This is a genomic window from Variovorax sp. H27-G14 (assembly GCF_046156345.1).
GTDB lineage: Bacteria > Pseudomonadota > Gammaproteobacteria > Burkholderiales > Burkholderiaceae_C > Variovorax.
The window spans coordinates 125,587-138,864 of sequence record NZ_JAYLVN010000013.1 but is presented as its reverse complement, the minus strand read 5'-3'; the positions used below and the strand labels follow the sequence as shown (position 1 = coordinate 138,864).

The window sequence follows — 13,278 nt, the reverse complement described above, 5'->3', positions numbered from 1 at the left end:
GATCACCGCAGAGCGTGCCCAGGAGCACAGGGCGTTGGGTGCTCCCCGCAGCGAAAGGGTTCGTTCAGGGCGACGCTCACGCCGACGGGGTACCTTGCTCCGCGAATGTCCTCCGGCCTGCGGCCTCCCCCTTTATTTCGCTGCGCAAGGCACCCCATCGACGTGAGCGTTTTTCCGAGCTGTCGTTGATCGCGCGATCACTCAGAGCGTGCCCAGGTGCACAGGGCGTCGGGTGCTCCCCGCAGCGAAATAAAGGAGGAGGGGCGCAGCCCCGGGGGACATTCGCGGAGGGGAGTACCCGGCGGCCTGTGCACGCGCCCTGAACAAGATCCCGCACCAAGCCGCGAAGTACGCAACTCAGTCCGGCGAGACAGTGTGCTGTGCCAGAGCCTCAAGCGCTTTCACCAACGCCGAGTGGTCCAACTGCCCATAGCCCATCGCTGCACAGGCGTTCATCAGCTGTGCCGCATTGGCCGTCTGCGGCAGAGACACACCGAGCGTGCGCGCACTCTGCAACGCCAGGTTCAGGTCCTTCTGGTGCAGCGATATGCGAAAGCCCGGCGCAAAAGTGCGCTTGATCATGCGCTCGCCGTGCACCTCCAGAATGCGCGAACTCGCAAAGCCTCCCATCAACGCCTGCCGTACCCGCGCCGGATCCGCACCCGCCTTCGACGCGAACACCAACGCCTCGCTCACCGCCGCAATGTTCAACGCCACGATGATCTGATTGGCCACCTTGCAAACCTGGCCGTCACCCACGCCACCGACCAACGTCACGTTCTTGCCCATCGTGTCCAGCAACGGCTTCACACGCTCGAACGTGCCCTCGTCACCACCGCACATGATCGTCAGGCTCGCCGCCTTGGCACCCACCTCACCACCCGAAACCGGCGCGTCGATATAGCCCGTGCCCGTGGCGGCGATGCGGCGCGCAAAGTCTTTGGTGGCTATCGGGTCGATGGAACTGCAGTCGACCACGATCTTGCCGCGCGCGTCCTTCAGGCCCACCGCCACGCCCTCTTTGCCCGGCTCGCCGAACAGCACCTTCTCCACGTCCGGCGTGTCGGGCACCATGATGAAGATGATGTCTGCCTGGCGCGCCACCTCCGCCGCCGAAGCACAGATGGTGGCCCTCGACACGAAAGGCTCCGGCGTGTTGCCGTGCGTGTTCACGAAGAGCGAGTGGCCCGCATTCAGCAAGTGTTCCGCCATGGGCGCACCCATGATGCCGAGGCCGATGAATCCGATTTTTTGTTGGGTTGCCATGTCTCTGTTTCCTTCTTCAACGTTCATTGTTGTTGCGTGAGCGCTTCGCGCCAGCCCAGGCCTTCGACGGTGCCGGCGCGGGGCTTGTATTCGCAGCCGATCCAGCCGTCGTAGCCCAGCGCATCGATGTGCTGCAACAGCCACGGGTAATTGATCTCGCCCGTGCCCGGCTCGCCGCGCCCCGGGTTGTCGGCCAGCTGGATGTGGCCGATGCGCGCCATGTGTTTGCTGAGCGTGTTGCCCAGCTCGCCCTCCATGCGCTGTGCGTGGTAGATGTCGTACTGCACGCGCAGGTTGGGCGAGCCCACCTCTTCGATGAGCGCCAGCGCCTGGTCGGTGCGCGTGAGAAAGAAGCCCGGAATGTCGAAGGTGTTGATGGGCTCTATCAGCAGGCGCAGGCCCGCCGCCTCCAGCTCGCGCGCGGCCAGCCGCAGGTTGCCGGTAACGGTGCGTTTCACCGACTGCGCATCCGCGCCTTCGGGCACCTTGCCGACCAGGCAGTTGACCTGCGGGCAGCCCAGGGCCATGGCGTAGTCGATCGCCACGCCGATGCCTTCGGCGAACTCGCCTGTGCGGTCAGGGTGGCAGGCGATGCCGCGCTCGCCCTTGTCCCAGTCGCCGGCCGGCAGGTTGTGCAGCACCTGCTGCAGGCCGTTGGCGCGCAGGGCGGCGGCCAGCTCCTTCTTGTCGAAGGCGTAGGGGAAGAGGTACTCCACCCCCTTGAAGCCGGCCTTGGCAGCGGCTTCGAAGCGTTGCATGAAGGGCAGCTCGGTGAAGAGCATCGTGAGGTTGGCTGCGAACTTGGGCATGGGTTTCTTTCTGCGGGGGCTCAATCGAGCATGGCCACGGCAAGGGCCGTGGGTGCGTCGGCCATGCTTTCGGCCAGCGGCTCGAATTCGTTGATGGCGTCGATCTCGGTGCCCATCGCGATGTTGGTCACGCGCTCCAGCATCACCTCGATCACCACCGGCACGCTGAACTCGGCCATCAGCGCTTCGGCGCGTGCAATGGCGGGCGCCATTTCTTCCTGCGTATGCACGCGAATCGCCTTGCAGCCCAGGCCCTCGACCACCTTCATGTGGTCCACGCCGTAGCTGCGCTCGATGCCGCTGTCGGGCGCCGCGTTGATGTTGTCGAACGCGAGCTGCACGCAGTAGTCCATCTCGAAGCCGCGCTGCGCCTGGCGGATCAGCCCCAGGTAGGAGTTGTTGACCACGATGTGCAGGTACGGCAGCTTGAACTGCGCACCCACGGCCAGCTCTTCGATCATGAACTGGAAGTCGTAGTCGCCTGAGAGCGCGACGATCTTGCGCGTGGGGTCGGCCGCGCGCACGCCCAGCGCGGCGGGAATGGTCCAGCCCAGCGGGCCGGCCTGGCCGCAGTTGATCCAGTGGCGCGGGTTGTACACGTGCAGAAACTGCGCCGCCGCAATCTGCGACAGGCCGATGGTGCTCACGTAGCAGGTGTCGCGGTCCAGGTGGTTGTTCATGCACTGGTACACGCGCTGCGGCTTCATCGGCACGTCGGCGAAGTGGGTCTTGCGCAGCAGGGTCTTCTTGCGGTCGCGGCATTCGCCGGCCCACTGCGCGCGGCTGGGCAGCGTGCCCGCGGCCTTCATTTCCTCGGCCACTTCAACGAAGAGCTGGAGCGCGGCCTTGGCGTCCGACACGATGCCGAAGTCGGGCGTGAACACGCGCCCGATCTGCGTGGGCTCGATGTCCACGTGCACGAAGGTGCGGCCCTTGGTGTAGACCTCGACCGAGCCGGTGTGGCGGTTGGCCCAGCGGTTGCCGATGCCCAGCACGAAGTCGCTGGCCAGCATGGTTGCGTTGCCGTAGCGGTGGCTGGTCTGCAGGCCGCACATGCCGGCCATCAAGGGGTGGTCATCGGGAATCGCGCCCCAGGCCATCAGCGTGGGAATGACCGGCACGCCGGTGGCTTCGGCAAAGCGCACCAGCAGGTCGGCCGCGTCGGCGTTGATGACGCCGCCGCCCGCCACGATGAGCGGTCGCTCGGCCGCGTTCAGCATGCCGATGGCCTTTTCGATCTGGGCGCGCGTGGCGGCCGGCTTGTAGGGCGTGAGGGGTTCGTAGCTGTCGATGTCGAACTCGATCTGCGCCATCTGCACGTCGAACGGCAGGTCGATGAGCACCGGGCCCGGGCGGCCCGAGCGCATCAGGTGAAAGGCCTGCTGGAACACCTGAGGCACCTGGCCCGGCTCGCGCACCGTGACCGACCATTTGGTGACGGGCTTGGAGATCGACTCGATGTCCACCGCCTGAAAGTCTTCCTTGTAGAGCCGCGCGCGCGGCGCCTGGCCGGTGATGCAAAGGATGGGAATGGAGTCGGCCCAGGCCGAGTACAGCCCGGTGATCATGTCGGTGCCCGCCGGGCCCGAGGTGCCGATGCACACGCCGATGTTGCCGGCCACGGCGCGGGTGTAGCCCTCGGCCATGTGCGAGGCGCCCTCCACGTGGCGCGCGAGGATGTGCGCGATGCTGCCGCGCTGGCGCAGCGCCGAATACAGCGGGTTGATAGCCGCGCCCGGCACGCCGAAGGCCTGCGTCACGCCTTCTTTTTCCATCACCAGCACGGCGGCCTGGATCGCTGTCATCTTTGCCATTGAATGTCTCCTTGAGGTGGCCCCACTGTAGGAAGCGGGGCACGTTCGAAGAAGACGGCTGGGCGCCATAAAACCTATTCCAGGGTGGAATAAGTGACTACCATGCGGGCCATGGACAGACTCTTGGCAATGGAAATGTTCGTGCGCGTGGTCGAGACCGGCAGCTTCTCGAAGGCGGCGCGCGAGTTCAACACCACGCAACCCACCGTGACCAAGCAGGTCGCGGCCACGGAGGCGCGGCTGAAGGTGCGCCTGCTCAACCGCAACACGCGCGGCGTGAGCCTCACGGAGCCGGGCGCGCTGTACTACGAGAAGTGCAAGACGATCGTGCGCGACGCGAAGGAGGCCGAGAGCATCGTGCAGTTGCGGCAGAACCAGGCGCAGGGCTTGTTGCGCGTGGGCACGTCGGTGGCTTTTGGGCGTCGTGCTGTGGTGCCGTTGGCGTTGGAGTACATGCGCAGGCATCCGCAGGTTCAACTGGACCTGAGTTTCGAGGACCGTTATGTCGACCTGATCGCCCAAGGCATCGACGTGGCCATCCGCATGGGCAAGCTGGCCGATTCGTCATTGGGCGCGCGTTATCTGGGTGTGAACCCATGGGTCATGGTGGCCTCGCCCGCGTACCTGAAGAAGCAGGGCACGCCCAAGCGGGCGCAGGACTTGAGCGCGCATGTGGCGTTGATCTACAGCAGCGTGGTGGGCGATGAGTTCTGGCGCATGCACACGCCCAAGGGTGAGCCGGTGACGGTTCCGGTGTCTGGGCGTTTTCGTTCCAACAATCTCTCGGGGGTGTTGGCGGCGGCGCGTGACGGGCTGGGTATTGCGTTGATGCCGCGCTATGTGGCGAGCGAGTCGTTGGCCGCAGGAAGGTTGCGCGAGGTGCTTGGTGACCATGCGTTGCCGGAGCAGGAGATTCACGCTGTGTTTCCTTCGCCCAAGTTGGTGCCGGGGAAGGTGTCTTCGTTCGTCGCGTTTCTGCAGGGGCGGTTTGATGAAGGATGGTGGGCGGCTTAGGGCTGTTTTTTTGGCGCCGTTGTTCAGGGCTCTTGTTCAGGGCACTCGTTCAGGGCGTGTGCACAGGCCGCCGGGTGCTCCCCTCCGCGAATGTCCCCCGGGCTTCGCCCTCCTCCTTTATTTCGCTGCGGGGAGCACCCGACGCCCTGTGCACCAGGGCACGCTGCAGGTGATCGCACGATCAACGACCGCTCTTAACAACGCTCACGTCGATGGGGTGCCTTGCGCAGCGAAATAAAGGAGGAGGCCGAAGGCCGGGGGACATTCGCGGAGCAAGGTACCCCGTCGGCGTGAGCGTCGCCCTGAACGAGAGCCCTGAACAAGCGCGCCTAACAAGAGCCAATTCAGGACGCAACGAACGCCCCGTGCAAGCCCAACGGCAGCGCATAAGGCAGCGTGGCCTGCGCCACCGGCCCCGCCCCCAGGTGGTCTGCCGCAAAGCACGACAGCACCGTCTTCTGTCGACCGAAATCCAGCACCGTGCCCAGAACCCAACCGGGGTTGGAGCCGTCGGGCACGAAGACATGCTCTTCCACCATCGCCTGCGCGCCGTAGATGAAACGTTGACTTCGACCGGTTTCTACATCGGTGCGCGCGACCGCACCGAAGCCCGGCAACGCATCACGGATCTGCGTGGCATGCACCACATGACGGTGACGCAGACCGACACGTCGCGCGTCGATGCGCGGAAACTCCGCCTCGTGCGCCAGCACCGACTGTGTGGCCTCGCCCGTGCCCAGATTCAGCGTGGCGACACTCAGGTGCGGGTCGGCGCCGCTTCGCACACGGCGCGCACGCATCACCTCCCGGTTGGTGGTGAAAACCGCGTCGGCGTTGTCCGAACGAACGTAGTCGATGTGAATCGACGTGCCGCTCGGCGTGTCTTCTTCCCAGGCGTTGCCTACGTGGAACAGAAAGCCCGCAGGCAGCGTCAGCATTTGACGTTTGTCCCAGTTCTGCTTGTCGATCACCAACGCTCGCATGCCCAACTCGGGCCGCCAGACATGGGCGTCCAGAAAGCTCGCACCGGCTTCCTTGCGCCTGGTGTCGTAGACCAACGGCGGCATCAAGAAGACCAGGTGGCGCTCGGTCACTGCGAAGTCGTGAACCATCGGCATGTCGGCCACCGGCACCACCGCCGCGCGGCGCAGCGTGCCTTCCAGCGCTATCTCGTACAGCGCCAGCAGCCCCTGGCTGGAGCTGACGCCAAAGTTCCATACCGTGCCGTTCGGGTCCACCTTGGGGTGGGCAGAGAAGGGCATGCCGGCGAGGTCGGCGCGCCAGGTCTTCACGCCCAGCGTGTCCAGCGTGCGCGCATCGATGCGGGTGGCCGAGCCGCCTTCCCACAGCGCCAGCACCTCGCCCTGAAGCGGCAGCACGCTGGTGTTGGCCACGTTGATGCTGTCGGCCGATGTAGGCGGCTCCACGCCCAGCGGCACGGTGCCGAAGGCCTCGAACAGGTGGCGGCCCGCGCGCGTTTCGGCCACGCGCTTGGGGGTGGCGACGTAGCGGCCCTGGTGGCGCACGTCGGCGCAGTCGATCACAAAGCGATGCACCATGCCGTCGCCGTCGAACCAGTGGTGGTAGCGGTCCCCGCCCAGCGCATGGCCGGCCGGACCGATGCGAAACAGCGTGCCGGCCACGGCGTCGGGAAAGCGCCCGCGCACCGTGGCGCGGGTCAGCGGCAGGTCGCCCGCGGGCGTGGCGAAACCGCTTTTCCACGGCGCGCTGGCAGCGTCGAACTGGGCTTGCCAGTCGTCGTTGGTGCCGGCCGCGCGCGCCAGCGGGGCCAAGGTGGGCAGCAGGGGCAGGGCGCCGGCGCTGGCCAGCAGGCGCAGGAGTTCGCGTCGTTGCATGGCGGGCACTCCTCAGTGCAGATGAATGACGGTCTGCAGATCGGCATCGACGCTGAACGCGGCGGCCTCGAAGTCCGGCGGGGCGCGGTTGCCCTTGGCGTCGTTCGAGAAGCCGTAGCGCTCGGTCGGCATGCCCATGAGGTTGGTGTCGAGCTTGCCGTTGCCGTTCTCGTCGGCGAACGCCCGCAGCGCGTAGCGCCCCGGTGGCAGCCCCGCGAACACCAGCCGGGCCTTGCCCTCCTGCATGGGCGTGGTCTGCGAGGCCAGGGCATTGCTGGCCGCATAGCCGGCGGCGTCGCTGTACAGCGCCACGTAGAGCGTGGCCTGCGCCGCGGGGCCGTCGGCAACGCTCAGGCTCAGGTCGGCGGCAAGGGCAGCGGTGGGCGCGAGGAGTGTGGTGATGCACAGCGCGGATACCGCGCCCATTGCGCACATGGCGCGCACGACCGATGAAGACAAGAAGGCGGGGAGTTGCATGGCGGGCCTGGTTCGAAGTTGGAGGCCCGACGATCTCGCAGGCCACCCGAGGTGCCCAGCGGCATGCGACGAAATGCAGGAATGCGCGCGCGAAATGCGCCAGACGCGCGCGGCGGGTGCAGCAAGGGCTGCGACCCGGGGCTGAACTGGCTGCCGCCCGGGGGCGGAATCAGCCCTTCTGAATCAACCTTTCTTCTTGTCCTCTGCGTGCCCGGGGTTCTCGAAGCCCGGTGAGCCTTCCAGCGGTTCATGGCCGTTGCCCACATGCCCGGAGTCCGCGAACAGGCCCCATGCCGCCATGAACAGCGCCGCAATCACCGGCCCGATGACGAAGCCGTTGATGCCGAAGATCGCCATGCCGCCGATGGTGGACATCAGCACGATGTAGTCGGGCATCTGCGTGTCCTTGCCCACCAGCAGCGGGCGCAGGATGTTGTCGACCAGGCCGATGACAAACACGCCCACGAAGATCAGCACGCCGCCCTGCCAGAAGTGCCCGGTGGCCAGAAAGTAGATGGCCACGGGGCCCCAGATCAGCGCCGCGCCCACGGCCGGCAGCAGCGACAGAAACGCCATCAGCACGGCCCACAACAGCGCGCCCTGCACGCCCAGAAACCAGAAGGCCAGCCCGCCGATGGTGCCCTGCGCAATGGCCACGGCCACGTTGCCCTTGACGGTGGCGCGGATCACGGTGGTGAACTTGTTCAGCAGGTAGTGCGTGTGCGGCTTGGCCAGCGGCAGCGCGTCACGCACTTTCTTGGAAAGGCCGGCACCGTCGCGTACCAGGAAGTACAGCAGGTACAGCATCACGAAGAAGCTGACCACAAAGTCGAAAGTGTTCTGCCCGATGGTGAGCGCCTGGCTCGCAATGATCTGGCTGGCCTGGCCCGCGGCCGCCGAAATGCGCGCCTGCCATGCGGCCATGTCGCCCAGGTTGAAGCGCTCCACCAGGCTCAGCAGCCACTTCGGCGACGCGTCCAGAATCTGCTGGAAGTAGGCCGCGAAGTTGATCTCGCCCGACCGAATGCTTTGCGTGACCAGCGCCACCTCTTGCACCAGCGACACGCCCACCATGGCCAGCGGCAGGATGACGATGAACAGGCAGATGGCCAGCGTGGAGAGCGCCGCAATGTTGGGTTTGCCGCGCATCTTGCGCAGCAGCCACTTGTAGAGCGGCGTGAACAGGATCGCCAGCGCCACGCCCCAGAGCACCGCGCCGAAGAAAGGCATCAGCACCCAGATGAAGGCGCCGGTCACCGCGGCGAGGAGGGCGAGGAACACGCCGCGCTGGAGTTGGGGTGAATTCATAAGTGTTGGCACTGTAGCCGAGCCGCCGACGGTGGCCGTGTCAGCCGGGGCGCCCTCAAGACGTGCTGCGCGTGCCGCTCTTGCTGGCTGGCAAGGCAACCGGCGCCAGCGTGGCGCGCAGCCGGCTCGGCGCGTCGGGCTCGGCGGCGGCATCGACCTCGAGCGCGCGCTCCACGTTGCCGATGTGCTCCAGCATCAGCCGGCGCGCCTCATTGGTGTCGCCGGCCTCCAGCGCTGCCACGATGGCGCGGTGCTCCGCGCACGACTGCCCGGCTTCGTGCTTCGACTGGTAAAGCGTGGCCGCCAGCGTGGTGCGCGCCGTGAGGTCGCGCAGCACGTCGACCAGCAGCTGGTGCCCCATCTGCTCGGCCAGGCACACATGAAAGTCGGCCAGCAGAAAAGCGCGCGTGGCCGCGTCGGCGGCGTCGATGGCGCGCTGCTCGTCGGCGATGTGGTCGCGCAGCTTGCGAATCACCTTGGCCAGCGGGCGGCCCTCGCTGGCCGCCAGAATGCCCGCCTCCACGATGCGCCGCGCCGCGAACGCGTCGCGCGCCTCCTCGGCCGACGGCTGCACCACATACCAGCCGCGGCGCGACTGCACCTCCACGAAGCCGCGCGCCTGCAGTTGCATGAGCGCCTCGCGCACCATGGTGCGGCTCACCGAGAAGTTTTCGGCCAGCGCCTGCTCGCCGAGTCGTTCGCCCGGCGCGAGCTTCTGCGCGAGGATGGCCTCGACGACGCGTTCGGCAATGGCGGTGGGGCTGACGTCGGTGGGCATGGGGATCAGTGGGCGGGGGAGATGGGGCTGGTGGTGTTCACGACGGGCACGTCGGCCAGCGGCTCGTCGTCGGGTGTGTAAGTGCCGTCGAGCACCGCGTGCGCGCGCTCGCGGTCGATGTCGCCTTCCCACGCGGCAATGGCCACCGTGGCCACGCAGTTGCCGATCAGGTTGCCCAGCGCGCGCGCGATGCCCATGAACCAGTCGACCGACAGCACCAGCACCAGCCCGATGGCGGGAATCGCCGGAATGGCGTGCAGCGTGGCCGCCAGCACCACGATGGCCGAGCCCGGCACACCGTGCGCGCCCTTGGATGTGACCAGCGCAATCGCCAGAATGGTCAGCAGGTCGGCCATGGAAATGGGCGTGTTGGTGGCCTGCGCAATGAACACCGCGGCCAGCGTGATGTAGATCGAGAAGGCATCGAGGTTGAACGAGTAGCCCGTGGGAATCACCAGCCCCACCGTCGAGTCGCGGATGCCCATGCGGCGCAGCTTGGCCATCACCTGGGGCAGCACGCTGTCCGACGAAGTGGTGGCGAACACGATGGTCAGTTCTTCACGCAGATAGCGCAGCAGCTTGATCAGACTGAAGCCCGACAGGCGCATCACCAGCCCGAGCACGCCGAACACGAAGATGGCCACCGCGCCGTAGAACAGCGCCACCAGCATGCCCAGCTGCTTGAGCGAGCCGACGCCGTACTGCCCCACCGTGAAGGCAATGGCGCCCAGCACGCCCAGCGGGGCCAGCTTGATGAGGATGCCCATGATCTTGAACAGCACCAGCGACAGCGCGTCCACCACCACCGCCACCGGCTTGCCGCGCTCGCCCAGCAGCGTGAGCGCGCAGCCGAACAGCACCGCGAACAGCAGCACCTGCAGCACGTCGCCAGTGGCAAAGGCGTTCACCACCGTGGTGGGAATGAGCTTCATCAGAAAGTCGACCGTGCCGCCGCTGGTGAGCTTGTCGGCGTTCGAGGCATAGGCGCTCATGGCGGCCGGGTCGAGCTTGGCGGGGTCGACGTTCATGCCCGCGCCGGGCTGGAACAAGAAGGCCAGCGCCAGGCCCATGGCCAGCGCAATGGTGGTCAGCACCTCGAAGTAGATGAGCGCCTTCACGCCCACGCGCCCCACGCGCTTCAGGTCGCCCGCGCCGGCAATGCCGTGCACCACCACGCAAAACACCAGCACCGGAATGATCATCTTGATCAGCTTGATGAACCCGTCACCCAGCGGCTTGAGCTTGACGGCGTACTCGGGGGCGAACAGCCCCGCGAGCACGCCAACCACCAGCGCGATGACCACCTGACCGAAAAGCGATTTGGCGAAACGAGGCATGGGAAGGCTCCTGTCTGTCTTGGCTTGGTTTTGCATGTATGCAAGCAATGCCTTGTCTTGCATACAAGAAATGTAGGCAAGAAGACTTCGGAGGCGGCAGAGGGTATTCCCGGCTTGCTCGTTGCCTGCGGGAACCAGGTCGTCAATTCGCTCGATGACGAGCGTGGGCATTGCGCTGCAGCTGAACTGCAAGAGGCACAAAGCCGGCCAGGCTGCATGTCAAAATCTCACGCGCGTTCACGCGCCTGCGTGACCGAACTTGAATGAGAAGCCATGGATTCCGAACTCAGTCGAACTTTTGCCGATTTCGCCGTCAAGGTCAGAGCCGAGGGCGTGCGCGAAGGGCTGGAGTTGCTGCTCAAGCGCACCGACTACCGCTTCATCGGAATCTGGCGCTTCGAAAACGGCAAGGCGAATGCGGTGGTTCACTACGACAGGGAAAACCCCGAAGTGCTGACCGCAACCGAGGTGCCCGACACGGCCACGTACTGCTGCTACGTCCGCGAATCGGGGCAACCATTTCTCACGCCAAATGCGCTGGTAGATGCCCGGTTGGCGGCGCATCCCGCCCGCGAGCAGGTGCTGACCTACTGCGGCGTTCCGGTGATGGACAGCTTTGGAAAGATCCTGGGCACGCTGTGCCACTACGACCTGGTTCCGCGCGACCCGGCGCAGGTGAACATTGAACTGATGCTGAACGTGGCCAGCTTTCTTGCGTTGGGTGGCTATGTGCCGCCGTATCCGTCGACCGCAGCAGGCGCGTAGGCGGTCGCCCTCGCGATGCCGGCGAACGTGGCGCCGATGGCGAGCATCGCAATGTCGAACCCGGCCATGACCATGTCGTGATCTGCCAGTGAGTGCGCCAGGCCGCGAGAGCTGGTCATGGCGTTCAGCACAGGCAGCAACCCGAAGACAACGGCGGCAAGAAGGGCCTGCTCCTTCCACGCGCACCGCGGCGGGCGCACGCCGGCAAACAGGAACATCAGCAGCCACGCCCCGAACAGGGTGTGCACTTCCCATTGGGCGCGATGAGCGATGTCCACAGGCAGCAGCCGGTTGGCCCAGAAATAGGCGCCGATGGCCACCGGCAGGCCGATGACCACGGCAACGTTCAGCCGCTCCACCAGACGCAAGCCGATGTGCGGCGCTCCCCGATGCCGCTCGGCGCGCTGTCGGCGCTTGACGGACCAGAGCACCAATCCGGTGGCGATCATGACCGCGCCCAGGAGCCCGGAAAGCACATAGAGCGCGCGCAGGGTGGCCGCTGCAAAGATCCCTTCATGCAGGCCCAGCATCAGGTCGCGGAATGCCTTGGGTCCCGATTGCCAGGCTGCTCGCTCAGTGAGCAGCTCTCCGCTCACGCCGTCGTACACCAGGATGTCCGTGGCGCGCAGCGGGCCAGCGGCAAAGTTGCCGACGACGTGGATGCGGGCATTGGCATCGTTCGGGTTCTCGAAGGTCAGCGTGGCGACCTGCTTTGCGCCCCATCGCTCTTGCGCGTCGTGCAGAACCCGTTCGAGCGACACGAGCGGGGCGGGCTGGCCGGCGCTGCGGCTCGGTGCCAGTGGCGGGAATACCTCGTTCAGGAAGGCTTCGTGCTGGGCTTCACCCGGCCCGTACCACGGGGCCACGACCAGCGGCATGAAAGAGAACATCAGAAAGACCAACCCCGAGTAGGTGATCATCAGCTGGAAAGGCAGCGTGACGACGCTGGCCAGGTTGTGCGCGTCGAGCCACGATCGTTGCCCTTTGCCGCGGCGGAAGGTGAAGAAGTCCGCAAAGATCTTCTTGTGCACGACGATGCCGGTGACCAGTGCGACCAGCATCACCAGCGTAGCGATGCCCACGATCCACTCGCTGGCCAGCGGCGGCAGGTAGTGCAGCCGCCAATGCATCTGATAGAGCGTCTGCCCGCCGCCCGTATCGCGCGTCGCGATAGGTCGACCCGAGGCAGGGTCCAGGTAGGCCGTGCCGGATGCATCGGGCGGTGCACCGCGTGCCGCCTGCCATGACACGCGCAGGTGCGGTTCGTTGCGATCGATGGGCAGCGTGAGGGTCCAGCGCCGCGCGTGGGCTGCGTGGGCCTGCAGGTAGCGCTGCGCCTGCAGGATCGCTGGCGCCTGTGACGAGGCATGCCGGGCAACCGGCAGTTCGGGCCGCATCCAGCGATCGATCTCGGTGTCCAGATAGCCGGCGGTGCCGGTGACGAAGACGAAGTACAGCACCCAGCCGAACAGCAGGCCCAGCCAGGTGTGCAGCCACGCCATGGACTGGCGGAATTGTTGCTTCACCATCGGTGCGCCGCGGAGCGCCTGGGCCGGCCCGCGCCTCACAGCAGCGCCCGCGCAACCAGCGCGCTCAGCAAGGCCGGCAGCCCGAGCCCGAGCCATGCGCGGGCTGCACTGCGCGCCGCAAAGGCCCACATCACCGCGCCCACATAAACGACGAAGCTCAGCTGCATTGCGACCAGCACGGCATCGGCGCGCGCCATGGCGCCGAGGCCGGCCGCCACGAGGGCTGCGATGGCCGCGGACAGCGTGGTCGCGAGCGCGTAGCCGCCCACCGCGGCGGCCACGCATCGCGAAAGAACGCCCCAGCGCACAGACCGCACCGTCAACG

Annotated in this window: 12 protein-coding genes; 2 read left to right on the top strand and 10 right to left on the bottom strand. The window is 66.4% G+C overall.

The annotated features are described in order from the left end of the window. Positions 1 to 357 precede the first annotated feature (357 nt). From VLK31_RS25400 to gcl, 3 genes are read right to left on the bottom strand one after another with little or no spacing between them, the layout of a single operon-like run. On the bottom strand, positions 358 to 1,266 hold the full coding sequence (locus tag VLK31_RS25400) for a 2-hydroxy-3-oxopropionate reductase (RefSeq protein ID WP_409171240.1): 909 nt from the start codon (positions 1,264 to 1,266) through the stop codon (positions 358 to 360). Between the two features lie 23 nt (positions 1,267 to 1,289). Further along, entirely contained in the window at positions 1,290 to 2,075 is a 786-nt protein-coding gene (gene hyi, locus VLK31_RS25395) for a hydroxypyruvate isomerase (protein ID WP_409171239.1), read from the bottom strand. Positions 2,076 to 2,095: 20 nt separating this feature from the next. After that, on the bottom strand, positions 2,096 to 3,889 hold the full coding sequence (gene gcl, locus VLK31_RS25390) for a glyoxylate carboligase (protein ID WP_409171238.1): 1,794 nt from the start codon (positions 3,887 to 3,889) through the stop codon (positions 2,096 to 2,098). A gap of 111 nt (positions 3,890 to 4,000) precedes the next feature. On the opposite strand from gcl, the gene VLK31_RS25385 reads away from it, so the two are divergent. Next, positions 4,001 to 4,903, top strand: a complete 903-nt coding sequence (locus VLK31_RS25385) for a LysR substrate-binding domain-containing protein (protein ID WP_409171237.1) — start codon at positions 4,001 to 4,003, stop codon at positions 4,901 to 4,903. Positions 4,904 to 5,247: 344 nt separating this feature from the next. Here the strand turns inward: VLK31_RS25385 and VLK31_RS25380 are convergent, their stop codons facing one another. The 5 genes from VLK31_RS25380 to VLK31_RS25360 all read right to left on the bottom strand — a co-directional run bounded on the left by VLK31_RS25380 (position 5,248) and on the right by VLK31_RS25360 (position 10,659). After that, positions 5,248 to 6,759 carry a carotenoid oxygenase family protein gene (locus tag VLK31_RS25380; RefSeq protein ID WP_409171236.1) on the bottom strand — a complete coding sequence of 504 codons (1,512 nt, stop codon included), beginning with the start codon at positions 6,757 to 6,759 and terminating at the stop codon, positions 5,248 to 5,250. 12 nt (positions 6,760 to 6,771) lie between these two features. Then, positions 6,772 to 7,236, bottom strand: coding sequence for a DUF2141 domain-containing protein (locus VLK31_RS25375; protein WP_409171235.1), 465 nt, complete (start codon positions 7,234 to 7,236; stop codon positions 6,772 to 6,774). 183 nt (positions 7,237 to 7,419) lie between these two features. Then, a complete protein-coding gene (locus VLK31_RS25370; RefSeq protein ID WP_409171234.1) occupies positions 7,420 to 8,544 on the bottom strand; it encodes an AI-2E family transporter in 1,125 nt (374 codons plus the stop codon). A 55-nt stretch (positions 8,545 to 8,599) separates the two neighbouring features. Next, the gene (locus VLK31_RS25365; protein WP_409171233.1) at positions 8,600 to 9,322 is read right to left on the bottom strand and encodes a GntR family transcriptional regulator; all 723 of its coding nucleotides are present in this window, start codon (positions 9,320 to 9,322) and stop codon (positions 8,600 to 8,602) included. 5 nt (positions 9,323 to 9,327) lie between these two features. Beyond that, positions 9,328 to 10,659: a C4-dicarboxylate transporter DctA gene (locus VLK31_RS25360; protein WP_409171232.1), complete on the bottom strand. Its 1,332-nt coding sequence runs from the start codon at positions 10,657 to 10,659 to the stop codon at positions 9,328 to 9,330. 273 nt (positions 10,660 to 10,932) lie between these two features. Between VLK31_RS25360 and VLK31_RS25355 the strand changes: the two genes are divergently transcribed. After that, positions 10,933 to 11,424, top strand: coding sequence for a GAF domain-containing protein (locus VLK31_RS25355; protein WP_409171231.1), 492 nt, complete (start codon positions 10,933 to 10,935; stop codon positions 11,422 to 11,424). Here the strand turns inward: VLK31_RS25355 and VLK31_RS25350 are convergent. After that, positions 11,385 to 12,926, bottom strand: coding sequence for a PepSY-associated TM helix domain-containing protein (locus VLK31_RS25350; protein WP_409171230.1), 1,542 nt, complete (start codon positions 12,924 to 12,926; stop codon positions 11,385 to 11,387). The genes VLK31_RS25355 and VLK31_RS25350 overlap by 40 nt on opposite strands. A 62-nt stretch (positions 12,927 to 12,988) precedes the next feature. Continuing rightward, on the bottom strand, positions 12,989 to 13,270 hold the full coding sequence (locus tag VLK31_RS25345) for a DUF3649 domain-containing protein (RefSeq protein ID WP_409171290.1): 282 nt from the start codon (positions 13,268 to 13,270) through the stop codon (positions 12,989 to 12,991). Positions 13,271 to 13,278 lie beyond the last annotated feature (8 nt).

Coding starts and splice junctions, on each gene's coding strand:
- VLK31_RS25400 (WP_409171240.1), bottom strand. CDS start 1,266: ATGGCAACCCAACAAAAAATCGGATTCATCGGCCTCGGCATCATGGGT.
- hyi (WP_409171239.1), bottom strand. CDS start 2,075: ATGCCCAAGTTCGCAGCCAACCTCACGATGCTCTTCACCGAGCTGCCC.
- gcl (WP_409171238.1), bottom strand. CDS start 3,889: ATGGCAAAGATGACAGCGATCCAGGCCGCCGTGCTGGTGATGGAAAAA.
- VLK31_RS25385 (WP_409171237.1), top strand. CDS start 4,001: ATGGACAGACTCTTGGCAATGGAAATGTTCGTGCGCGTGGTCGAGACC.
- VLK31_RS25380 (WP_409171236.1), bottom strand. CDS start 6,759: ATGCAACGACGCGAACTCCTGCGCCTGCTGGCCAGCGCCGGCGCCCTG.
- VLK31_RS25375 (WP_409171235.1), bottom strand. CDS start 7,236: ATGCAACTCCCCGCCTTCTTGTCTTCATCGGTCGTGCGCGCCATGTGC.
- VLK31_RS25370 (WP_409171234.1), bottom strand. CDS start 8,544: ATGAATTCACCCCAACTCCAGCGCGGCGTGTTCCTCGCCCTCCTCGCC.
- VLK31_RS25365 (WP_409171233.1), bottom strand. CDS start 9,322: ATGCCCACCGACGTCAGCCCCACCGCCATTGCCGAACGCGTCGTCGAG.
- VLK31_RS25360 (WP_409171232.1), bottom strand. CDS start 10,659: ATGCCTCGTTTCGCCAAATCGCTTTTCGGTCAGGTGGTCATCGCGCTG.
- VLK31_RS25355 (WP_409171231.1), top strand. CDS start 10,933: ATGGATTCCGAACTCAGTCGAACTTTTGCCGATTTCGCCGTCAAGGTC.
- VLK31_RS25350 (WP_409171230.1), bottom strand. CDS start 12,926: ATGGCGTGGCTGCACACCTGGCTGGGCCTGCTGTTCGGCTGGGTGCTG.